Origin of the sequence: Pandoraea anapnoica (genome assembly GCF_902459765.1) — a bacterium.
GTDB lineage: Bacteria > Pseudomonadota > Gammaproteobacteria > Burkholderiales > Burkholderiaceae > Pandoraea > Pandoraea anapnoica.
The window spans coordinates 72,748-94,769 of sequence record NZ_CABPSP010000002.1 but is presented as its reverse complement, the minus strand read 5'-3'; the positions used below and the strand labels follow the sequence as shown (position 1 = coordinate 94,769).

General features: G+C 63.4%; 21 protein-coding genes. 10 read left to right on the top strand and 11 right to left on the bottom strand.

Going from position 1 to position 22,022, the window contains the following annotated elements:
- Nucleotides 1-38: 38 nt before the first annotated feature.
- Nucleotides 39-485, bottom strand: a complete 447-nt coding sequence (locus PAN31117_RS03610; protein WP_150737012.1) for a type II 3-dehydroquinate dehydratase — start codon at nucleotides 483-485, stop codon at nucleotides 39-41.
- Nucleotides 486-489: 4 nt separating this feature from the next.
- Nucleotides 490-1,833: an MFS transporter gene (locus tag PAN31117_RS03605; RefSeq protein ID WP_370855722.1), complete on the bottom strand. Its 1,344-nt coding sequence runs from the start codon at nucleotides 1,831-1,833 to the stop codon at nucleotides 490-492.
- Nucleotides 1,834-1,961: 128 nt separating this feature from the next.
- On the opposite strand from PAN31117_RS03605, the gene PAN31117_RS03600 reads away from it, so the two are divergent.
- The gene (locus tag PAN31117_RS03600; RefSeq protein ID WP_039398139.1) at nucleotides 1,962-2,747 is read left to right on the top strand and encodes an IclR family transcriptional regulator; all 786 of its coding nucleotides are present in this window, start codon (nucleotides 1,962-1,964) and stop codon (nucleotides 2,745-2,747) included.
- Nucleotides 2,748-2,815: 68 nt separating this feature from the next.
- Complete coding sequence (locus tag PAN31117_RS03595) at nucleotides 2,816-3,493, top strand: HD domain-containing protein (protein ID WP_150737011.1); 678 nt, start codon at nucleotides 2,816-2,818, stop codon at nucleotides 3,491-3,493.
- 2 nt (nucleotides 3,494-3,495) lie between these two features.
- On the opposite strand, the gene PAN31117_RS03590 is transcribed toward PAN31117_RS03595, so the two are convergent.
- The gene (locus PAN31117_RS03590) at nucleotides 3,496-4,395 is read right to left on the bottom strand and encodes a LysR family transcriptional regulator (RefSeq protein ID WP_150737010.1); all 900 of its coding nucleotides are present in this window, start codon (nucleotides 4,393-4,395) and stop codon (nucleotides 3,496-3,498) included.
- Nucleotides 4,396-4,504: 109 nt separating this feature from the next.
- Here PAN31117_RS03590 and PAN31117_RS03585 point away from each other — a divergent pair, with 109 nt between their 5' ends.
- On the top strand, nucleotides 4,505-5,017 hold the full coding sequence (locus PAN31117_RS03585; protein WP_150737009.1) for a DMT family transporter: 513 nt from the start codon (nucleotides 4,505-4,507) through the stop codon (nucleotides 5,015-5,017).
- Nucleotides 5,018-5,342: 325 nt separating this feature from the next.
- Nucleotides 5,343-6,980 carry a methyl-accepting chemotaxis protein gene (locus PAN31117_RS03580; protein ID WP_150737008.1) on the top strand — a complete coding sequence of 546 codons (1,638 nt, stop codon included), beginning with the start codon at nucleotides 5,343-5,345 and terminating at the stop codon, nucleotides 6,978-6,980.
- Nucleotides 6,981-7,005: 25 nt separating this feature from the next.
- Here PAN31117_RS03580 and dapA read toward each other — a convergent pair whose 3' ends face one another.
- Entirely contained in the window at nucleotides 7,006-7,986 is a 981-nt protein-coding gene (gene dapA / locus PAN31117_RS03575; RefSeq protein WP_150737007.1) for a 4-hydroxy-tetrahydrodipicolinate synthase, read from the bottom strand.
- 577 nt (nucleotides 7,987-8,563) lie between these two features.
- Here dapA and PAN31117_RS03570 point away from each other — a divergent pair.
- Nucleotides 8,564-9,664 (top strand): BON domain-containing protein, encoded by a 1,101-nt coding sequence (locus PAN31117_RS03570; RefSeq protein WP_150737006.1) that lies wholly within the window; start codon nucleotides 8,564-8,566, stop codon nucleotides 9,662-9,664.
- A 79-nt stretch (nucleotides 9,665-9,743) separates the two neighbouring features.
- On the opposite strand, the gene PAN31117_RS03565 is transcribed toward PAN31117_RS03570, so the two are convergent.
- Nucleotides 9,744-10,703 carry a sigma 54-interacting transcriptional regulator gene (locus tag PAN31117_RS03565; RefSeq protein WP_150737005.1) on the bottom strand — a complete coding sequence of 320 codons (960 nt, stop codon included), beginning with the start codon at nucleotides 10,701-10,703 and terminating at the stop codon, nucleotides 9,744-9,746.
- A 168-nt stretch (nucleotides 10,704-10,871) separates the two neighbouring features.
- Between PAN31117_RS03565 and PAN31117_RS03560 the strand changes: the two genes are divergently transcribed.
- Both PAN31117_RS03560 and PAN31117_RS03555 read left to right on the top strand, forming a co-directional pair.
- Nucleotides 10,872-12,284, top strand: coding sequence for a sigma-54-dependent transcriptional regulator (locus tag PAN31117_RS03560; RefSeq protein ID WP_150737004.1), 1,413 nt, complete (start codon nucleotides 10,872-10,874; stop codon nucleotides 12,282-12,284).
- A gap of 28 nt (nucleotides 12,285-12,312) precedes the next feature.
- Nucleotides 12,313-12,954 carry a DUF4142 domain-containing protein gene (locus PAN31117_RS03555; RefSeq protein ID WP_246188901.1) on the top strand — a complete coding sequence of 214 codons (642 nt, stop codon included), beginning with the start codon at nucleotides 12,313-12,315 and terminating at the stop codon, nucleotides 12,952-12,954.
- A 137-nt stretch (nucleotides 12,955-13,091) separates the two neighbouring features.
- Here the strand turns inward: PAN31117_RS03555 and PAN31117_RS03550 are convergent, their stop codons facing one another.
- Nucleotides 13,092-13,562, bottom strand: coding sequence for a VOC family protein (locus PAN31117_RS03550; RefSeq protein ID WP_150737003.1), 471 nt, complete (start codon nucleotides 13,560-13,562; stop codon nucleotides 13,092-13,094).
- Nucleotides 13,563-13,612: 50 nt separating this feature from the next.
- Nucleotides 13,613-13,918 (bottom strand): hypothetical protein, encoded by a 306-nt coding sequence (locus tag PAN31117_RS03545; protein WP_150737002.1) that lies wholly within the window; start codon nucleotides 13,916-13,918, stop codon nucleotides 13,613-13,615.
- A gap of 80 nt (nucleotides 13,919-13,998) precedes the next feature.
- Between PAN31117_RS03545 and PAN31117_RS03540 the strand changes: the two genes are divergently transcribed.
- Together PAN31117_RS03540 and PAN31117_RS03535 are read left to right on the top strand one after the other, a co-directional pair.
- A complete protein-coding gene (locus PAN31117_RS03540; RefSeq protein ID WP_150737001.1) occupies nucleotides 13,999-14,247 on the top strand; it encodes a hypothetical protein in 249 nt (82 codons plus the stop codon).
- Nucleotides 14,248-14,428: 181 nt separating this feature from the next.
- Nucleotides 14,429-15,793 (top strand): GGDEF domain-containing protein, encoded by a 1,365-nt coding sequence (locus PAN31117_RS03535; protein WP_174990807.1) that lies wholly within the window; start codon nucleotides 14,429-14,431, stop codon nucleotides 15,791-15,793.
- A 42-nt stretch (nucleotides 15,794-15,835) separates the two neighbouring features.
- Here PAN31117_RS03535 and PAN31117_RS03530 read toward each other — a convergent pair whose 3' ends face one another.
- Both PAN31117_RS03530 and PAN31117_RS03525 read right to left on the bottom strand, forming a co-directional pair.
- Entirely contained in the window at nucleotides 15,836-16,621 is a 786-nt protein-coding gene (locus PAN31117_RS03530) for an FRG domain-containing protein (protein ID WP_150574278.1), read from the bottom strand.
- 159 nt (nucleotides 16,622-16,780) lie between these two features.
- Nucleotides 16,781-17,287: a DUF2938 domain-containing protein gene (locus PAN31117_RS03525; protein ID WP_150736999.1), complete on the bottom strand. Its 507-nt coding sequence runs from the start codon at nucleotides 17,285-17,287 to the stop codon at nucleotides 16,781-16,783.
- A 103-nt stretch (nucleotides 17,288-17,390) separates the two neighbouring features.
- On the opposite strand from PAN31117_RS03525, the gene PAN31117_RS03520 reads away from it, so the two are divergent.
- On the top strand, nucleotides 17,391-17,852 hold the full coding sequence (locus PAN31117_RS03520; RefSeq protein ID WP_150736998.1) for a helix-turn-helix domain-containing protein: 462 nt from the start codon (nucleotides 17,391-17,393) through the stop codon (nucleotides 17,850-17,852).
- Between the two features lie 2 nt (nucleotides 17,853-17,854).
- On the opposite strand, the gene PAN31117_RS03515 is transcribed toward PAN31117_RS03520, so the two are convergent.
- Together PAN31117_RS03515 and PAN31117_RS03510 are read right to left on the bottom strand one after the other, a co-directional pair.
- The gene (locus PAN31117_RS03515) at nucleotides 17,855-19,357 is read right to left on the bottom strand and encodes an enterochelin esterase domain-containing protein (RefSeq protein ID WP_246188900.1); all 1,503 of its coding nucleotides are present in this window, start codon (nucleotides 19,355-19,357) and stop codon (nucleotides 17,855-17,857) included.
- An 8-nt stretch (nucleotides 19,358-19,365) separates the two neighbouring features.
- A complete protein-coding gene (locus tag PAN31117_RS03510; RefSeq protein ID WP_150736996.1) occupies nucleotides 19,366-21,921 on the bottom strand; it encodes a TonB-dependent receptor in 2,556 nt (851 codons plus the stop codon).
- Nucleotides 21,922-22,022 lie beyond the last annotated feature (101 nt).

The following is a 22,022-nucleotide window of genomic DNA, read 5'->3' as shown; positions in this document are numbered from 1 at the left end:
TCCGGCAAACGTTGCGTCAATGGCAAGCGGCGAGTCGTTCAGCGCGGGGCGTTCCACAGATCGTCAATCGCGCGGATGGCGAGCAGATACCCGTTCGCCCCCGCGCCGCAGATCACCGCCGTCGCCGCGACGGAAATCGTCGAATGGCGATACTCCTCCGAGCGTCGATGAATGTTGGTGATGTGCAGCTCCACCACGGGCCGCACCAATAGCTTGACGGCGTCGAGTACGGGAATCCGTCCGAATGAAAAACCGGCGGGATTCAGGATCAGCGCCGCGTCCTGAAGAAACGCTTCCTGAATCCAGCCGACCAGTTCGCTCTCGCTGTTCGTTTGACGGAACACGCAATCGAGTTCGAGCGTCGTGGCCAGCTTCAGACAGTTCTGTTCGATGTCCGCCAGCGTGGTGGTGCCGTAGAGTTGCGGCTCTCGCAAACCCAGCATGTTCAGGTTCGCGCCGTTGAGGATGTAGAGTTTTCGGGTCATGACGTCAGTGAGTGGATGATCGGTCCAGGGGGGTGCCCTTCGTTTCGGGCGAAATGGCGATCATCAGGAAGGAAAGCAGATTCAGCGAGCCGCACACTGCGACGATGGCCCAGGGCGAACCGTGGAAGGCATTGAGTAGTGCCACGGCGACGATGGGCATCGGTCCGCCCGTCAGCAGATTGGCCCCGGAGTACGACAGGGCAGATCCGGTGTAGCGGGCTTCGGTCGGGAAGGACTCCGCGAACCACACGGGCTGAATGCCGCTCTGGAATTGTGTGAAGCCGAGGAACGCGCCCATCACGGCCATCGTCAGGGCCAGCGAGTTCTGACCCAGAATCGGGAAGTAGATCAGGCAGCAGACCAACGTACAGAACGAACCGAGCAGCAGCGCGCGCTTGCGTCCGATCCGGTCGCTCAGATAACCGCCTGCCAGCGCGCCTACGATGGCGCAGACGTTAGCCACCATCAACAGCATGAACCCCGTTTGCTTGGGCACGCCGAGCTGTTTAGTCAGGTAGCTGAGCGAGAACACCACGATCAGATAGAACAGCGCGGCGGGTCCACAGAAGAACAGCGTCAGACGCAGCGCCGTGCGCCAGTGATGTTTGAAGACGATGCCCAGCGGGTTCGATACGCGGGCGCGTTGCCCGTTTTTTTTGAGCGCTTCGAACGCGGGCGTCTCGCTGACTTTGCGGCGAATGTAGATCCCCAACAGCACGAGCACGAAGCTGGCGAGGAACGGCACGCGCCATCCCCACGATTCGAAGGCGTCCGGCGAGAGCAGACCGGCCAGCGCGAAGAGCGAGAAGTTGGCGAGGATCTGGCTCAGCGGCGAGCAGATGCCCAGCAGGCCGGAATACCACCCGCGCCGCTCCACGCTCGCGTGTTCCACGGCCATCAGTTGCGCACCGGTCGACTCGCCGCCAAGGGCGAAGCCCTGAATGATGCGCAGGGTCACCAGCAGCGTCGGCGCAATGATGCCGACTTGCGCATAGGTCGGCAGTAGCCCCATCAGAAACGACGAAGCGCCCATCACCGACACAGTAATCAGCATCAGCTTGCGACGTCCCCAGCGGTCGCCGAGCATGCCGCAGATCACTGCGCCAAGCGGGCGTGCGGCGAGTCCGGCCCAGAAGCTCGCGAGCGAGGCGAGCAGCGACGCCGTCGGATCGAGCGACGGGAAAAACAGCTTGGGAAAGATTGTGGCCGCGACCACACCATAGAGCGCGAAGTCGAACCATTCGAGCGCGGTGCCGACCGTCGCCCCCGCGACCGCCCGACGCGCCATCAATTGGGCCTGCGTGGATTGTGCATCCACGTTCAGGTCCGAATCCACCAAAGTTGACATGTTGTCTCCTGAGTTCTCGATATATTGAAACGTTCGTTTCTGGCGACGAACAAGTGCTATTGTTTGCGCGCACCGGAGAGGTCGTTCCAGACCGGAACTCCATTCCACATTATGGAAGATGACATCGGATGTCACTGAAAAACGGGCTGAGAATTCTCGATTTGCTGGCGTCGGAAGGTGAGGGCGCGGGCCTTGTCGCGATTGCCGAAGCACTGTCGTTGCCGCGAAGCACGTGTCACCGCGTGCTGACCGAACTGGTCGAGAGTGGGTACGTCAGGCAACTGGTCGATCACGGCCGCTACATCCTCACGATGCGCATGACGTCGAACGGACTCGAATTCCTGAGTCTGACGGGCATCGCGGACATCGCGCAGCCGATCATCGAACGTCTCGCTGCGCAGACGGCCGGGCTGGTGCGTCTGTCGCTGGTCGACTGCGACGCCATCATCTGGGTGGGCCGCGCCGACGGGCAGCGAACGGGCTTTCGCTACGACCCGGACATGGGGCATGCCGCGCAACTCTCCTGCACGTCGACGGGCCATGCGTGGCTCATGACGATGACCGACGAACAGGCGGCGTCGCTCGTCCTTAAGCAAGGCTTCGGGCAGCCGAACGAGTTCGGACCGAACGCGCCGACGACGCTCAAGGCATTGCTGGGTTTTCTGCATGCCGCGCGCGTGCGGGGTTACGCAATGATTGACGAAGTCTTCGCGCCACGCATGGCGGCGGTGGCGGTGCCTGTCGTGAGCGGCTCGCGTTGCGTGGGCGTCATCAGTCTCGCAGCGCCCCGGGTGCGGCTCACGGCGAAGAAGATCCACGAGTTCTCCGGACTGATGCTTGAAGCGGCCAACGAGCTGGCGCAACTGAGCAATATGGCGGGCTTTCCGAGCCGTCCGCCGTTGGGCAAGGGATAGGCGCTCACGCTGATGCGCCGTGAACGGCAATCGCGGCGATAATCGTGGGCTACCCAATGGAGCATCAGATGGACAAGCGTAATCAACGCGATGCGGCGCACGCGGAACCGGAGCCGGTGAGCGTGAACATTCCGAGCGATTTCAGCAGAATCGACGTGCCCGAGCGTCTTAAAGCACAGTTGTTGTTCATGCGTGAAGTGGATGCGCTTAAAGAGACCTGGCGCAACACGTTGCTGATCACCGGCAAGCGTTTCGAGAACGATGCCGAGCACAGCTGGGAAATGGCGTTGATGGCGACGGTGCTGGCCGAGTACGCGCCGCAGGGCACCCAGATTCCCCGCGTCATGCTCATGCTGCTGATCCACGACCTGGTCGAGATCGATGCGGGCGACACCTACGCTTACGACGCCGTGGCTGCGCAGGATCAGCACGAACGCGAGCAGGCGGCGGCCGAGCGCATCTTCAATCTGTTGCCCACGGATCAGGCGAAATCGTATCGTGCGCTGTGGGAGGAATTCGAAGCGCGCGAGACAGTCGATGCCAAGTTCGCGCGCGCGATGGACCGGCTCCAGCCGTTGCTGCACAGCTATCACACGCACGGTCGGGTCTGGGCCGAACGCTCGATCAAAGCGTCGCAGGTGCGCAAGCTGATGCATGTGATCGGCGACGCGTCCCCCGCGCTCGGGCAACTCGCCGATCGGATGATCGCCGACGCCATCGCCAGCGGCTTCCTCGAAGACAACTGACCTTAGCGGCAGATCTCTGCGATCTGCTCGCGCAGCCATCGATGCGCGGGGTCGACGTCGCGACGGGCGTGCCATGCGGCCTGAAACAGAAACGGCGGTATCGCAAACGGCGCGGCGAAGCGTCGTAACTGCCGGTCGTGACGCAGATGTGCGACGGCCGTTTGCGCGACCGTTAGAATCAGATCCGTCCCCGCAATCAACTCCGGCGCGATGCTCCAATGCGGCAGCGTGACGGCCACGCGCCGCGTGTGTCCCAGCTCCCCTAGTGCCTGATCGATTTCGTTGTCCGCCCCCGGACGCATCGCGACCAGCACGTGCGGGCGCGCCAGCCATGCCGCCATCGTCAGACCGCCGCGCGAAGGCAGCGTGGAGCGATCCGCCAGACAGACGAACGTTTCTTCGAACAGCGTCTGCGTCTCCAATTCCCCCGGAAATTCGTGAAACACGCCCAACGCCAGATCGATTTCGCCGTCGAGTAGCTGGGTGAGCATCGCTTCGCGGCTCGCTTGCGTTGCCGCAAGATCGATGCCCGGTGCTTGCTCTCGCACGCGACGCGTCAGTTGAGGCAGTGAGACGCGCGAGCCGTAATCGGACAGCGCAATACGGAAAGTCCGCTTCGCCCGGCGCGGATCGAACGCCGGTGCGTGCAACAACCCTTGTAACTGATCGAGCGCGTCTTCAAGCGGCCGTTGCAGTTCCACCGCCCGCGAAGTCAGGGCGAGGCCGCCGTCGCGTCGCACCAGCAACGGGTCATCGAAGATGCCGCGCAACTGCGCGAGCGCATGGCTCACCGCAGGCTGACTGCGATGCAGACGTAGCGCTGCGCGCGACACATGGCGCTCCGCCAGCAAGGCGTGCAGCGTCAGCAATAGATTGAGGTCGATTCGACGCAAATCATCCATGTGACGAATAGTTTGTGTGATGGATTCGAATTTCCATTATTGGAATGGATGACTCATGCTGAGGGCAAGCGATATTTACGAATAGAGAGATCACCTCATGAATGCGTCAATGACACCCCAAATCCCCGCGACAGTCCTGTTGCCGCTCGTCATCGCGATGCTCGCCGGTGCTGTTGTCCCGTTCCAGGCTGGCAGCAACGCGGCGCTCGGGCGCGTGCTGGGTCATCCGCTGTGGGCGACGGTGGCGTCATTGCTCGTGAGTCTTATCGTTGTGCTGCCCGTGCTGATCGGCATGCGCGCCGGATTGCCGGACATCGGTAGCGCCGCGCGCGGGCCGTGGTGGCTGTGGATCGGCGGCATTGCGGGCGTGGCCTACATCACAGCGGCGCTGGTGCTCACGCCGCGTCTGGGGGCGGCGAACTTCATCGTATGTGTGGTGGCGGGTCAGGTCGTCGCGTCGCTGATCATTGACCACTTCGGGCTGATGGGACTTGCCGCCAGGCCCGTCAATCTCGCGCGCATTGGCGGTGTAGCGCTCATTGTCCTGGGCATGCTAGTTGTGCAATGGGGAACACGTGCCGTCTCGACAGGGGCAGTTGCGGCGAAGTCCATCGTTTCCTGAGAGGAACGCAACTCGCATCGTCGTCACCCGTTCGGCATTGCGCTCAACGTCGATGTAATCAGGTGGCTTGATATATTTGATGGATACGCAATTAGCGTTGCTCGTCCCCCAATTCGGTGCGCGTTTCCACCGGTGGAACGCCTTGCCTGGCGGGCGTTTGCGGGGTATCGCGCGAAATTGTTGCAGCAAGGCTCAAGTTTCGTCAAAAGCACTCGTTAAGTCTCGTCAGAGGTACCGAAAGCGGTACGGAGAGAGACAGTGACCTGCCGCACGTGCTGGCGGCAGGGCGAAACCAAGACCCCCAGGACGAATCGCGCACCCACCGATGTTCAAGAATCTGAGTATCAGCAAACGGCTCGCCGCCGCCTTTTCCCTCAACGTTCTCATGCTGTTGGTCGTGGCGGTCGTCGCCGTGACGAAGATGGCGACGATGGACACGAACACGCAGCTCATCGTGTCAGACCTGAACAACAAGATTCTCGAATTCCATAACCTGAAGGATCGCGCGTCCCATGTGGCCGTGCTGCTGCGCGACATCGCGATGTCTGAAGACGCGTCGCAGCTCGACACGCGTCTGAAGAAGATCGACGAGTTGCGTCAGGCGAACCTGAAGAGCATCGACGGCATGGCGACGATGTTCTACACGGAGAAGGGCAAGGCGCTCTATCAAACGCTCACGCAGGCCAGCGCGGAGTACGGCAAGCAACTCGACGCGTTCAAAACGCTTGTGCACAACGGCGACTACGTTGGTGCCAAGGCGCAACTGCTGGGCAGTCTCCAGAAGACCCAACTGGCGTTCTTCTCGCCGCTCGACGACCTGATGGGCGTCGGCAAGGCAGTGAGCGCGAAGGAAGCGGCCGACGCTAACGACGCCTATCTGTCCGCCCGCGTTTGGTTGTTCGCCACGTTGTTGTTGTCGGTGACGTTGTCCGTAGTGGCCGGTGTGGCGATTGCGCGTTCGGTGACGCGTCCGGTGCGCGCCGTCTCGGAAGGGGCTTCGGCGCTCGCCAACGGCGACCTGACGCATCGCGTGCAAGTGGAAAGCCGCGACGAAATTGGCGAGATGGCCAGCGCGCTGGACACGGCCATCGCACAACTGAGCCATCTGGTGCGCAACATTCAGGGCGCATCGGGCGCCATCGACACCGCCGCGCGTGAGATCGCACAGGGCAACACCGATTTGTCGCAGCGCACGGAGGAGCAAGCCGCATCGCTAGAGGAGACGGCAGCGTCGATGGAAGAACTGACGTCGACCGTGCGTCAGAACGTGGAGCATGCGGTCGAGGCGAAGCGTCTGTCGCAAGAGGCGTCGGGCGTGGCCGATGCCGGAGCGCACAGTGTGCGTGCAGTCGTAGAGACGATGCAGGCGATGGCCAGCGCCTCGGCTCGCATGAGCGAGATGATCACCGCTATCGAAGGCATTGCGTTCCAGACCAATATTCTCGCGCTCAATGCGGCGGTGGAAGCCGCGCGTGCGGGCGAGCAAGGCCGCGGGTTCGCTGTCGTAGCGGGCGAGGTGCGCACGCTGGCGCAGCGCTCGGCGGGCACGGCCAAGGACATTCGCGAGCTGATCGCGGCGTCTGTTCAGCAAGTGCAGGACGGCTCGTCGCGCGTGGAAGTCGCCGGTCGCACGATGGATCAGATTGTGGTGTCCGTGCGTCGTGTGAGCGAACTCATCACCGAAATCGCGGCGGCGAGCGACGAGCAGGCGCGCGGTATCGAACAGGTCAATCAGGCCGTCGCGCAGATGGATCAGGTGACGCAACAGAATGGCGCGCTCGTCGAAGAGGCTGCGGCGGCGGCCGAGCATATGCGTCAGCAGGCCGCAGACCTCGTGAGCGAGACGTCGAAGTTCCGCGTGAATGGTAGCGTCGGCGTGCACGGTGACTTTGCGCATCATCCTGCGTCCATGACGCCCAAGCTTGCAGCCCCCGACGACAGGCATTTGCGCGTCGTCGCCTGACGACACGCGCTCTGCCGTCTGTCCGTCAAGCGGCCTCTGCGACGGTGGCCCCTTGCGCTACGTTCGCACCGAATGCAGTGTCGATGGCGGCGACTGCATCCACCAACTGCTGCGCAAGCGCCGGTGACGCACTCGTCATCGGTGCACGCAGCACGTCTTCCAGCCAGCCTTCACGTGCGAGCCACGCCTTCACCGGGCCGGGGTTCGCTTCGGCAAACAGCAGCTTCACGACCGGCATGAGCGCATGAAAGAGCACGCGCGCGACGTCGAGCTGCTGCGCGCGTACGGCACGATAGAGGGCCGCGAAATGGGCCGGGCGGCAATGCGACGACGCAATGATCGCGCCATGGCCGCCCATCGTTAGCGTCGACAGCAGTTGATGATCTTCACCGGCGAGGACAGACAGACGCCCATCGGCAATTAGCGCCTGCGTCGTGTGCGCGTTGCCGCCACAATCCTTGATACCGCGAATATTGGCGTGACCGGCCAGCGTGAGCAGTGTCTCTAACGTCAGCGTGGCCCCTGTGCGATACGGAATGTCGTAGAGCACCAGCGGCGCGGCCGAGCGGTCGGCCAGCGCATTGAACCAGCCGACGAGCCCCGCCTGCGACGGGCGGATGTAATACGGCGCGGGTGTCAGCACACCGGCGAGCGGCAGTGCGTTCAGGGCGTCCATGCGCGTAAGCGTATGCCCGAGATGATTCCCAGCGAGACCGGCGATGACAGGTAGGTCACCGGCTTCCGCCAACACGGTCTCAAGCACGGCGATTTGTTCGACATCTTCCAGCGCGGCCGCTTCACCGGTCGTGCCACAGATCACGAAGCCCGCAATCCCCGAGTGACGATAGTGCGCAACGATCCCCCGCAGTGCCGTGTGATCGACCGGCGTGTGAGCGCCGTCGCGCTTGAAGGGCGTGATGAGCGGCAGCCAGATACCGCGAAAGCTGGACGATGCGTGAAGCGAGGTCGACTGGGCGGCGGCGATAGGCGATTGCGTGTCTTGCATGGTGTCTCCCTGATACGAATGCGATGAACGTGTGGTGACCTTGTACGGAAACCGTTCAGCAGGGCGACGCAAGATTTGACGCGTGGCGTTCGGGGCAGATTGGCCGGTGATGCGAGGCGGTGCAGGTATTACAGGCGCGCACTGGGCGCTGGGCGGGACTGCCGGTCCACGTGGCTATTCCGTCGCTCAACTGACGGAACAGCACGCTCCGGTCAGTTGAGCGACTGTTTTTTGCTTTTGACGAACACGCCCCGTTGTCCCGAAAGGACAACGCGCAGAGTCTGCGAACGGAGGAGGGCGGAATTCATCATGCGGTGACTCTATACGCAATGCGCGGGTAACGTCAAGCGTGTCAACGCAAAACGTCAAGGCGAGGCCCGCACGGTCCCAGACAGGACGAACTTGCCACGAATGGAAAAAAAGCCTCGGCGGCCGTCCACCCGACCGGGATTTGCGAACGTCGTGTCTATGTCCGACGCATGGCATGCGACTTGCACAAGGATTTGTCCGGTGCCGGATTGGTTGAACAGGAGCCGTTGCTTCTGGACCGCTGGTGCTGCTCATCTGGAGAATCATCATGCAACGACGATACGCAACGCGCGATAACGAACGGCAAATGCAAGGTGGCGGACAGCGCAGCCAATACCGTCGCGATTTCGACGAGGAGGCCATGCAGCGGGACTTCTCCGCGTACGACCAGGAAGACGAGTACGGCACGCAGTCTTCGCGCGAGCGTGGCGATCGAGGAGGACAAGGGGAATGGCGAGGCGATTGGAGCGAAGCGGGCCGTGCGCGTATCGACGATCCGCGCAATGAGCGTAACGAACGCTACGGCAATAGCGGCGATCCGCGCTACGGCTATTCCCGCGACACGTATGGCCGTTCGAACGGCGGGCAAAACCGCGATACCTACGGGGCACGCAGCGGTTCAGGTGGCGCGGGCGGCTATGGACGCAGCTACGGTCGAGATTATGAGGACGCCTTCATGGGCGAATACGGCGGCGACTACAGTGGCGACTTCAGCTCCAACTATAGTCGTGACTATGGTCGAGATTACGGGCGCGACTATGACCGCGATTACGGTAGCCGGATGTCGCAAGGCGGAGGTCGCCAGGGCTTCGGCGGGCAGTCGATGCAGCGCGGGCCGCAAGGCTGGGAATCGCAGGCGCAGCAGCGGGGTTACGGCAACTATGGCAGCTACGGAAGTCAAAGCAGTCACGGTGGCCTGGGCGGTCCAGGCAGCGCGCCGATGGATATGCGTCATCGTCAGGGGCCAAAGGGCTACAGCCGCTCGGACGAACGCATTCGTGAGGACGTCTGCGAACGCCTCTGCATGGCGCACGAGCTTGAGGTCCACGACGTCAGCGTGCAGGTGAACGACGGTCGCGTCGACTTGCAGGGCAGCGTGCCGGAGCGCTGGATGAAGCACGCCATCGAAGACTGCGCCGAGCAGTGCTTCGGCGTGCAGGACGTCGAGAACCGCATTCGTACGCAGTCGTCGCACGCCGACCACCCACACGGTGGCACTGGTGCGGGCACGTCGGCGTCGCAACGTTCGGCGGGGCAGACGGGTACGGTCGGCACGGCCGGGGCGCACACAGCGTCAGGCGCAGCAGGTTCGAGCGGCACGTCGTCGGGGACGTCCAGCACGGGCAACGACGCAGGCAAGCACCACTAAGCAGGATCGCGGCCGCCACGCAGCACGTTCACAGGGGCGGCGGCCGCGACTCCTCAACAATGCCGGGACATTCGCAGACTCAATGTCCGGTAGACGTCGCCAGCCGGTTGTATAGCGTTTTCAGACTGACACCGAGTGAGCGCGCGGTGCTTGGCTTGTCATTCTCGTGATGGACCAGCGATGCCGCGATGAAGTGATGTTGTGCGTCGGCAAGCGTGATGACGCGCGGCAATTCGAGCGTGCCGTGATGAACGACGGGGCCGGCGGGGGGCACGGTATCGGTCGTCACGTGCAGCACGTCGTCCGAGAGAATGAACGCGCGCTCGATCACGTGATGCAGTTCGCGCACGTTACCCGGCCACGCATGCGCGCCGAGCGCACGCACCGATGTGGCCGACAGGCGCTTCGACGTTCTCGCCCGCGCATTGAGCACGTCGACGTGAGCATGCGCGAGCGTCGCGATATCCCCATCGCGATGGCGTAGCGCGGGCACGTGCAACACGAACGCGGCGAGCCGGTAGAGCAGGTCGTCGCGCAACGCACCGCTACGCAGCGCCTCGGCAACGTCGTGACGCGTCGCCGCAATCACACGTACATCTACAGGGACCGCCTGACTGCCGCCAACGCGGCACAGCGTGCCCGATTCGAGCGCCCGCAGGAGCTTCACCTGCATAGCTGGTGGCATATCGCCGATTTCGTCGAGGAACAACGTGCCGCCATGTGCCGCTTCGAAGTACCCACGCCGCTGATCGACAGCCCCCGTGAAGCTGCCACGCTCATGCCCGAACCACTGGGATTCGGCGAGGTCCGCGGGCATTGCACCGCAGGGTACGGCAACGAACGCCCCGTTTCGACGATCGCTCGCAGCATGCAACGCGCGCGCAGCAAGCTCCTTTCCACTGCCACTTTCGCCGAGTATGAGGACACTGACCGACGTTCGCGCAACACGCTCGATCTGCGCGCGCAACGTACGAATCGCTGTCGAGTTGCCGAGCAGCGAAGTGTCGGGTGTGTCAGGAATGCCGTGCTGACGTGTCATGCCGTTGTGACGCGAAGTGCGCCGTGAATATCCCGTCCGATCCGAAATTCCACATTGAAATTCTGTAGCCGATGCGCGTATCGCATAGGAAGTTTCGATGACATCGCGCCGAACGGCATCGCAGATTACGTAGTCGAACAGAGCATCTGCAGTACCCCGGAGGAGTTCATGTCAGTCTTTTCTGACGCGTCACGCCGTGCTGCCGACCGGTCGCCCATCTTGTTGGTCGGCGCAGATACGGCGACACGCGATGCGCTGTCCGATCTGTGTCGCGCTGTCTGCCCGCCGACGTTTCCGCCGCCCGCATGGGCCGGTACGCTGGCCGAGGCCGATGCGTGTCTCTCGCACCTCTCAGATGCACCGCCTTCGCTCGTGATGACCGACGTCGACATGCCGGACGGTTCCGGTTTCGACGTGCTCGACGGCTGGGCGAATCATCGCAACCTAGATGTGGTGATGTGCACGGCGCGTCCCGGCTGGGAAAGCGCCGTGCAGGCGTTGCGCCGGGGAGCAAGCGACTATCTCGTGCTGCCAGGGGACCGACAGCGCGCGGGCGAGTGGATCGCGAAGGCGTCGGTGAGCTTGGTGGGCAACGAGGCTTTCAGGAGGGCGGCGGCTTCGGTCGTCGGCGCGTCGACCACCGAAGCATTCGCCGGATTGCTCGGCAAGTCTGTGGCCATGCAGCGTGTCTTCAATGCACTCTCACGCGTTGCGCCCACCGATGCCGCCGTGCTGCTCACCGGGGAATCAGGCACCGGCAAGGAACTGGCGGCACGCGCAGTGCACGATCTCAGCGAGCGCCGGGAGGGGCCTTTCCTTGCCGTGAACTGTGGTGCCATCGCGCCGAACCTCGTCGAGAGTGAAGTGTTCGGTCACGACCGTGGCAGCTTCACCGGGGCCGAACGCCGTCATCGCGGCTTCTTCGAACGCGCCCACGGCGGCACGCTGTTTCTGGACGAAGTGGCTGAAATGCCTCTCGCGTCGCAAGTCAATCTGTTGCGCGTACTGGAGACCGGCAGGCTCATGCGGCTCGGGGGCTCGGAGGAAATTGCGGTGGACGTGCGCATCGTCGCGGCCACCAACGTGTCGCCCGATGCCGCCATGCGTGCGGGCAAGCTGCGCCCCGATCTCTACCATCGGCTGAACGTCTTTCCGGTCACCATGCCGCCGTTGCGCGAGCGTGAGGACGATGTGACGCTGCTCGCACAAACGATGCTGAGCGAGGCCAATGCCCGCGATGGTCGCGCGATGCGATTCGCGCCGCATGTGTTGACGGCGTTGCGCCGTCACGAATGGCCGGGCAATGTGCGCGAGCTTCGCAACTTCATTCAGCGCGTTCGCATTCTGAGCGCGACATCCGTTATCGATTCTCTACCGCCGCCGATTTTCGACGAACTCGCGGGCTTTCCGGTGCGCGACGACCGCACGACCATCGCACTCGACGCGCCGCTGGCCGACCTCGACCGTCAGGTCATTCTCGGTGCGCTTTCGCAATGCGGTGGTGTCAAGGCACAGGCCGCGAGACAGCTCGGCATCAGTCTGAAAACGCTGTACGCGCGGCTGGCGCAGATGCAGGCATAGAGATCTCATAACAATGCCGGGAGGGCATATGTATCCACGAATCGCGAAAGCGCAGAAAGTACGTATGACGTGTGTGCTGAGCGCTGCGCTCATGGCGAGTCCGTTCGTCATCGCGCAGGAACTGCCGAAGGGAGAACCGGGGCAGGGAGGTGGCACCGATCAGGCGTCCCCGACGGCGGGCGTCGAAGTAACGCAACCGGCCCCGAAGGCCATGCGAGCGGCACAGTCCAGCGCGGGCATCGACGTCGAATTCGTCGACAAGGCGCAAAAGGCGGGCAAGGCAGAAGTGCAGGCGAGTCAGGTGGCTGTGCAACGCTCCAGCAACCCTGCCGTCAAGCGCTTCGCCCGGCAAATGGTGACGGATCACAGCAAGGCGAACGAAGCCCTGCGTCAGTTGGGTGCCAAGAAGGGCGTGAGTGTGCCGAACGACGCCGCCGTCGATCCGGATATCGAAGCGCTCAAGCGCAAGAAGGGCCGCGAGTTCGACGTGGCCTACATGGCGCTCGCCGGTCCCGAGGCGCATGAACAGGCCGTCGCGCTCTTTCAGACGGAGTCAGAGAAGGGGCAAGACCCCGATCTGAAGGCCTTCGCCACGAAGACGCTGCCGACACTTCGTCATCACCTGAGCGAAGCCCGGGAGGTGTCCGCGAAGGTCGAAATGGGGAAGTAAGTGCCCGGCGCGACTAGGCACGAACGTCGCTCGGCGCGGTGGCCGGGTATGGCGTCGGCCGAACGCTGGGACGCGTCCCAGCGAGAGCGACGCAAGCCGTAGCCGCTGTCGCGGGGTGGACGCTGACTCGACCCGCTTCAGCCCGTTGCTGCTCGATCGAGCGTGGCGATATCGATCTTGTGCATGGTCATCATGGCTTCCATCGCACGTCGCGCTTTGGCGACATCGGGATCGGCCATGAGATCGAGCAGCCGCTTCGGGGTGATCTGCCACGAGAATCCCCAGCGGTCCTTGCACCAGCCGCAGGCCGATTCGGCGCCGCCGTTGCCGATGATGGCGTTCCAGTACCGGTCGGTTTCTTCCTGATCCTTCGTGACGACCATGAAGCTGATCGCCTCGTTCGGCTTGAACTCCGGGCCGCCATTCAGGCCGACAAACGGCTGACCCAGCACGGTGAACTCGACCGTCAGTTCCTGCCCGGCGCCAATGCCCGGAATGGGCGAGACGTGGCGCGCCTGAACGTGACTGTCGGGAAAGGTGGCTGCGTAGAATTCGGCGGCCTGGCGGGCTTCACCATTGAACCAAGCACATGTGACGAGCTTCGTCATGAATGCCTCCTGTCGTGAATCGCCGACGCGAAGAAGAGGGCGAAGGCGAGTCAGGTTACTACACCGGTTCGCTGGGGAAATCGGGCGTCCCACGGCTGATGTAAAGCGGCATCGCGACGCGTGAGTATGCCGCCGCGACGCACAACAATCATCGGCGATGAATTTTCGATCTTTTCAGGATATTTAATTCGTATTCCGATGTAGTTGAAAGGGTAAAAATAACGAATGAATTCCTGTGACGCCTGCCTCGACGTCGCATGGCGAGCGGTCCGTCCGAGCATCGGCAGTTTGCCCGGAAAGCCCCGTCGCGCGGGCGCCACGGTCTGTTTTGCCGGTTGCTTATTTGAAAAGTCCAAGTGACAATCACCGAAACCCGGGCAGTCAAAAATATCGGGGGGAAGAAGGGCGGGCAATAACGAATAAGAATCGGGACAAGATGGCAGCCAAAGTGATGAAGTATTCGCGCGACGGGGTAATTTTTTACGAAATTCGAGGCGCTTTACCGGACGGCACGCGATATGTCGACCGGGTGGGCTTCAGCGAACGGGAGTTGAGATTTCGTCACCTGGTGGCGGCGAGAATCAGGCTGCTGCGCGCCGAGTACGCGACGGCGTGCAGCAAGGTGCGGGCGGAATGCGCGGTCGATGTCGTTACGCCGCGTTGGGTCAAGCAATTGATTTTTTAAGCGAAATCGGTCGATACGGCTGGTCGGTCCTGGCAGCGGCCGTCGCAGGAAGGCAATCGCAGGTCGTGCGTTGTCATGGTGATGAAATAGTCACATGTTGAGATTGCCATATAGAGGCCGGGTGCTTCATGGCCGTTCGAAATAAATGGAATTCGTAACAAAAGACGTCCTGGCAAGTTGCATGGAGTTGCTGCTGGACGCAGTGTTTCTCGTTAATCGGTCCGGAACTCTCGTGTACGTGAGTCCGGCCTGCGAAGCTATTCTCGGCTATAGCGCGCAAGAGTTGATGGGGCGCTCGATGATCGATTTCGTGGCGAAGGAAGACCGCGACAGGACCATCGAAGAATCGAAGCTGGTCATGGCGGGACGACCTAGGATCGGGTTCGAAAACCGTTACATCCACAAAGACGGTCATTACGTCCATATCATGTGGTCGGCGCGCTGGTCTGAAGAGCACGGCATGCGTATCGGCGTCGCCCGCGACGTCTCGGCCCGCAAACGAGCCGAAGCGTTGCAGCGCGCCACCTACTCGATTTCCGAAGCAGCTCACGACGCCGCCGACATCCGCTTCCTCTGCAAGGCCGTCCACGACACGCTGGGCACGCTCTTTCCCATCGACGCCATTGTCGTTGCGACCTGCGACGCGGACCTGCGCGTGTGGGACAAGGCCTATCAGTACCGCGACAGCACGGACGTCCCGCTGCTCGATTGGACGCAGGCGGAGGCGCTCTCGACGCACGCCACCAATGCGCAGGAACCGCTCTGGCAACTGATCGAAGCGGTGCACGATGCCGATCCCGGGACGGATGCGGTGCAAGTGCGCACTGAGCCATTCTCGCTGGACGATAACGTCGATTCCGCGCGGCACGCACTGGCCGTGTTACCCATGCATACCGCGCGCCGTGCCGTCGGCACGCTCATGATCTATGGACCCGTGAGGGCTTTGCAGGCGGAAGCGGCACAACGGCTGCTGGCGTTCGTTTGCGATCAGACGGCGCTCGCCATCGAGCGCAAGCAACTCATCGACGATCTCTACAAGGCCGCGCGGTTCGACGAACTGACCGGACTGCCGAATCGCCGCACGTTCGGCGAATTCGCCAGCGAAGCGGTACGCTGCGCGCAGCGCACCAACGGCAAGCTGGCGCTGCTCTTCGCCGATATCGATGGATTCAAGGGCGTGAACGACAGCCTCGGGCACGCGACCGGCGATCTGCTGCTCAAGGAGATCGGACGCCGCATGAAGGTCGGGGTGTCGGACTGCGGATTCGTGGCGCGGCATTCGGGCGACGAGTTTGTCGCCATCGTGCAGGACGCCGAGATCGTCGAGCGCATCGACTTCGCCGTGAACCGGCTGCGCGCGGAGATCGAACAGGCGATCTCGGTAAACGATGCGAGCCTGACGGTGCGGGTGAGCGTGGGCGTCGCCGTGTTCCCTGACGATGGCGAGTCGATGAGCGAACTGATCCGCGTGGCCGATCAGCGCATGTACGCCAACAAGGCTGCGCGCAAGTCGGGTGGTGCGAGTTTTCTCGAACAGTTGATGTGACGCGGCGCTGAACATCGCCGTATCGCCCTCGTCACCGTAGCGTTACCCCAGCGTCTGCGTCGGCCAGACCATTTCGATTTCGACGGCAATCGAGCGCGCGAGTCCGTCGAGATCCGGGAACAGCGACGCGTTCGTGACGTTCATCCGGTAGAGCCACTTCATGGCATCGGCGCGCAGCGCGACCGGCAGCACGATCTTGCGCAGCAGCGGTTCGTCGCTCTCGTAGCCGTCCAGAATGCGATGCATCGGCCGGTCGATCACACCGGGAACGACGAAGGTGCCGGACTGCGCAATCAGACGACCATCCATTTCCTCCGGCTCGCCGAACCAGACCACCTCGTTGTCGTTGCCGAGGAAGTACTTCTCCATATTCCCTTTGACGCGTGGGTCGATCGTATCGCGTGTGAGCCACGGCGCATGACGCGGGCGTGCGCGGTCGTCGTACAGCGCGGGGGTGTTCAGCGCAAAGATGGCGGAGTCGGACGTGGCGCGTTCCAGTGCGAAGAACGCCGCCACGAACGGTGACTTGGTGAAATCGAGCAGACGGGTTGGCGCGCCATGGTGTTGCATCAGCCCGAGGCAGCGCAGGTCGTCGTGCAGCAGTTCGGGCCAGGGCACGTGGTTGTGCGCCTTGCGACGGAAGATGCGAATCGCGCGGGCCTCACGGCTGCGCCACTGCTCCTTGTCCGACACGTAGGCGTGCAGGTAGCGAGACAGCGAACTTTGCAGATGCCAGCGGGCGTCTTGCTGCCCGCGAAACGCCCAGCCTTCGAAGCGGGAGGACAGCTCCATGAAATCCTTCCAGCTCTCGACGACAGTGGTGTCCATAGTGGGCGAAATCCTTGAGTCGGCGTGCCACGGTGCTCTGTGCCGCCATGCAATTTTGTGAGGACGCCACGGCGCAACGAGTGCGACATGGCGTCGGCCACTATAGTACGGCGTCCGTGACAGCTCAAGCGCGAAGGGCTCGTTCGCGCGGACATGTGCTCAGCCCATTGCGGCCATTGCGGCGCTCACCACGCACGCACCGGCATACAAGCCCAGACCGAATACAGCGTGCGTCATCAGACTGCGCAGTCGCGCCTGCGCCGGTTTGGGTGTTTTGCTAGCGGCAACGCCGGCCCCGAACGCGGGTTGCATAACGAAGAAGGGCATTACGACGGTGGCCACGCCGAACGCGAGCGCCGGGGGCCACGTTGGCGCGTCCAGCCACACGGAACCCGCGAGCATGACGAGGGTGGCCGCGAAGCCGACACCGATGGCGTAGTGTGCGAACCACCCGAGCGCCCTCTCGCCGGGGACGGGCGTCGCACGGGCGATGCCAGCGTGGGCGAAACGACCGGCAGGCATATGCCCGAGCCAGCGCCCGACCATCGAAAACTCGAGCGATGGGATGCCGAAGACGCGGCGAAGCAACAGCGCCCAGAGGTCCGTCATAACTGTGGCGAATACGCCGATCGCAAGGATCTGCGCGGCGAGCGTGAGCGTTGTCATTGTCATCTCCTGAATCGGCAGTGCGTGCACGCCGTGACGGCGAGTCCGCGATTAGGGCACTATACGAATTCAAGTCAACTTGAAGTCAAGCGGGAGTCTCGACATGACACTGGACATTGGCGACGTTGTTGCGCGCGCGGGTGTGCCGCCGTCCACGCTGCGGTTCTACGAAGCGAAGGGGCTGATTGCTGCGACAGGTCGACGCGGTTTGCGTCGCCAATACGATGAGTCGGTCTTGCAGACGCTGTCCCTTATCGCACTGGGCCGCACGGCCGGATTCTCGCTGGATGACATCGCCGGTATGTTGTTGCCGCAAGGCAAGGCGAACATCGACCGCGAGCGATTGCAGGCGAAGGCGGAGGACATCGACAAGACGATCCGGCAACTGAGCGCGTTGCGTGACGGCTTGCGACACGCGGCGGAGTGTCCGGCGACGGAGCATCTGGCATGCCCGCAGTTTCAGCGTCTGATGCGGCTTGCCAGCGCGAAGGGGGCGAGGGGCGTGAACGCGTCCTCGCTGGAGACGCGTGCACCCCGGCCCGGCAAGCCCGCAAAGTTGCGCTGACGCTAGTGCTGTTCGGCACCGTTCCCGAGCGACGGCATCGAGCACACGGCAGCCAGACTTCCCGGCGCGGCCGGACGTGCTAGCAAGGCTTGTTGCGTTTCCGGAGTGCCGATGAGCGCCATCAATCCACACGCCAGTGAGCCGCGCCAGTGCAGGTAGTCGTGCCCGGTGGCGGTCGATGTGTACGTCACGAGGTAGCCCTTCGCGCGCAACACATCGCGCATGTGACGGCCGGACGTGCCGATACCCGTCGGCCCGCGCCGGTCTTCGAACAACCCCGATTCAAGGTAGAACCTCACCGGCAGACGCGGGCCTTCGGCGTACTGACGGATCAACCAGCCGGATTCGCGCGCGTCGGCATCGCCCGTCGACGGTGCCCACCAATACGACCCCGACTGCGAGAGCGCGTTGCCGAACCACTGCGGCGCTTCATGGGCCACCCATGCCGACGCCAGTCCCCCATAACTCGATCCGGCCACCACCGTGTGATCGGCGGACGCGGACACACCCTGTGCTTTGGCCCACGGCATCAATTCGTCGGACAGGAAGCGCGCGAACGCCGGATTCGGCGGCAGTTCCTTGCCCCGGGTGCTGCCATCGATCACGCCGACGATGAGCGCAGCCGTTCGCGGGATCCGTCCCTCGGCGATCAGGTTGTCGAGAATGACCGGTGTGGGCACAGTGTTCACGTAGGCGTGCGCGTCGAACACCACGAGCAGGCCCCGCGAAGCATCATCCGCACGATATCCCGCAGGACGATAGACGTAGACATCGCGCGTATTGCCGAGCACTTTGCTGGTGAAGCGTGTGGCTTGCAGGGTACCCGTCGGCACATCGGCGCGGCGTTCGATCCACGGTTGCGCCGGTGCGTCGGGCAGGACGACCGACGACTTCACGCTGCGCTTGCCGTCGAAGCCTTCCACCGTGAACGGATGGCGGTTGAGCGGGTCGGCCTGCAGCGTCTTCAGGACTGCCCGGCGACGGGCCATTGGCGTGCCTTCGATGTCGGGGACGTTCGGCGCGAGCTGGTAGGACAGCCGAGTGCTGTCGGGTACGACATAGCTGCGGTACCAGACGTCGCTGTTGCCCAACTGACGCATGTCGTCGTGATCGCCGGACGGCGCGCCCAGAATGCGCACGTTGTGCGGATGGCCGCGCCAGAGGAAGGTCATCAGCGACACCTTGCCGGGCGGTGGTGCGAGCGGCGAGGCCATCTCGTCGCCGGTAATGGTACCCGGCGCAACCGCTTCGATCATCGGCGTGCCAGTCGCGCTGACTTCTTGCCAGAAGGCGTCTGTATTGCCACCAGCGCATAGCGTCGCATTCAATGCGAGCAGGCGCGGGCTGACGAGTCCAAGTCGGTATTGCGGTGCGTGAGGATCGCTTGCGCAAGCGGCGCGCGCGGTGTCGGAGTGTACGGGGGCTGCCAGTGCGAGGTTCGTCATGCCACCGGAACCCGCGAGCGCAACGGCGACCGCCGTGGCCCGAATCATAGGAAATGTCATGGCGAACCTCAGAAGTCGACGCTGGCGGAGAGCTTGAACGTGCGCGGGGCGTTCTGGATCACATAACCGTCGTTGAACGTGCCCGACCATGCAATGCGGTTGGTGACGTTTTCGACCGCCGCGCGGACCACCACGCCCTTACCGTAGACACGTGTGGCATAGCGCGCGCCGACGTCATAACGCGTCCACCCGCCGATCTTCTGTGTGTTGGACGAGTTCACATACTGCGAACTGGTCGTGATCATGCGGCCCGTGAGCGTCACACCCGGTACCCACGGCAAGTCCCACTCCGTGCCCAGATTGGCCGTCCACTTCGGCACACCGTACGGCGTATTGCCGTTGTAGAGATTGCCGGCGGTCTTGGTCAGTTCACCGCGCGTGTAGGCCACACCGCCCAGCACGCGCCAGCGCGGCGTGAATTCGCCGAAGACGTTCCATTCCACGCCACGGTTGCGCTGCTCGCCGTCCGGGTTGTACGTGTTGGTCGCGACGTCCTTGATCATGCCCGGCTTGGTGATCTGGAAGAACGAGAGCGTGTTCGTGAAGCTGCCAGCGTCCCACTTCACGCCGAACTCGGCCTGCTTGCTGCGATACGGGGCGAAGACCTGTCCATAGTTGGCGGCACTCACATCGGTGACCATACCGCCTTGCGTGAGGCCTTCGATGTAATTGCCGTACAGCGAAACGTTCGGCCCGAACGGCTTGAGCACGAGACCGAAGGCCGGGGTAATGGCGTTCTCGTCGTAGTTGGACGTGCGCGCGCCGGTCGTCGCCGAGAAGGCGGCTGCGCGAACGCGCTGGCTGCGCAAACCGGCGATCAGCGTCACGCGGTCCTGGAGCATCGAGACGGTGTCGGCCATTGCAAAGCTGGAGAGCGTGGACTCGGCGGTTTTCGGGGCCGATCCCGAGTCCTTCGCCAGCGTCGGATTGACCGGGGCGTAGATGTTCGAGTTGTAGTTCGCGCTCGTGGTGAAGACGTTGCCGCTGGTCGTGTCGAGCGAGGTGGCCGAGAGCGTCAGCTCATGCTTGAGCGGGCCGGTGCGAAAACGCGTACGAACGCCTGCGTCGAGCGAGAGGGTATCGGTCCAGCCGCGCTGGAAGTAGGTCGCGCCGGTGTAGCTGCCGTCCGCCTTGATCGGGCCGGTGCGCGTGCCGGTGATAAAGCCGGAGTAGCGATAGCTCAGCGCGCCGATGCCTGCGTAGGCCGTGACGGCGTCGGTCACGTCGACCTCGCCGCGCAGTTGTACGCCGGTGCTTTCCAGATTGCCGAACTCTCCGCGCAGCACGTTGGTGCCCGAGGCGGGCGGCGCGACGACTTTCGTTGCGAAGGTCGCCATCCACGGACTGCCGCCGGTGTACTTCTCCGAGTCGGTGTAGGCGTCGAGGCCGATACGGACGCGATCCGTCTTCAGATCCAGTGCGACGGAGCCGAACTCGCGGCGCTTGTTCTGACCTTCGAGCGTGGTGCGCCCGTCGCGCAGTGCGCCGTTAAAGCGAATGCCGATCTGTTCGTTGTCGCCGAAGCGGCGGCCGACGTCAGCCTGCACGCCGAATTGCGAGTCCGACAGGTAGTCTGCCGTCACGCGCGTGAGCGGCGTGCTTTCCGCCTTCTTCGTCACCACATTGATCGCGCCGCCGACCGCCCCCGAAGGCGACATGCCGTTGAGTAGCGCGTTCGGTCCCTTGAGCACTTCGACGCGCTCGATGAACTCGGTTGGCACGTGGCCGTATGGCGACAGGCCGAACATGCCGTTGAGCGAGACCTCGTCGGCCGTCAGCGGAAAGCCGCGCACGCTGAAGTTCTCGTACATGTGGCCGCTCGACGTCGTGAAGCGGACCGACGGGTCGTTGTCGAGCACGTCGGCCAGCGTGGTCGATTGCTGGTCCTGAATCGTCTTGGCCGTATAGGACGTGACGTTGAACGGCACATCCATGAAGTCCTTGTTGCCGAGCAGGCCGAGACGTCCGCCGCGTGCCACCTGTCCGCCGTCGTACGCTTCCGGCAGGCCGACGGCCTGCGCGACGACGTGCGTGGTCGGCAGCAGCACGCCGTCGCCTGCGACCGCAGCGCCGGTGTCTTGCGAGGTGGCGCGCAGGGTGTAGACGCCCTGACTGCTGCGCATCGCCTGCAACTGATGCGGCGAAAGCAGTTGGTACAACGCCTGCGTCAACGTGTAATCGCCGTGCAGGCCGGTGCTCTGACGCCCTTGCGTGAGCGACGCGTCGACGACCAGCTCGATGCCTGCCGCGTTGGCAAAACGGTTGAGCACGGCGTCGAGCGTGCCCGGGGCGATCTGCCACGCGCGGTGCGCATCGGCGGCGCTTTGCGCGACGGGGGAGGATGTGGACGCGGGTGCAGCGCTGGCCCGGTCGGCAACGCTTGCGGCCGCGAGGGCGATCAGCAGCGCGACAGCGGGACGAAGGGCTGCGGAAGAGGGCTTCAGGCGGGGCTTCAGGCGCTGCGTCGGACGCAGCAAGGCGGCTTCGGGAGTCAACACGTTCGTGAACACGGTGGTCAGGTCTGGAGAGCCAGAAGATTCGGAAAGGGATGCCGGTGCGGTCATGCCGCACCGGCGCATACAGGTATTCCGAACGAGATCGGCAAACCCTCAACCGATTTGGAAAAAATCTGAAAAAAGTTGGCGGGACGTTGCGAGGTGGGGTG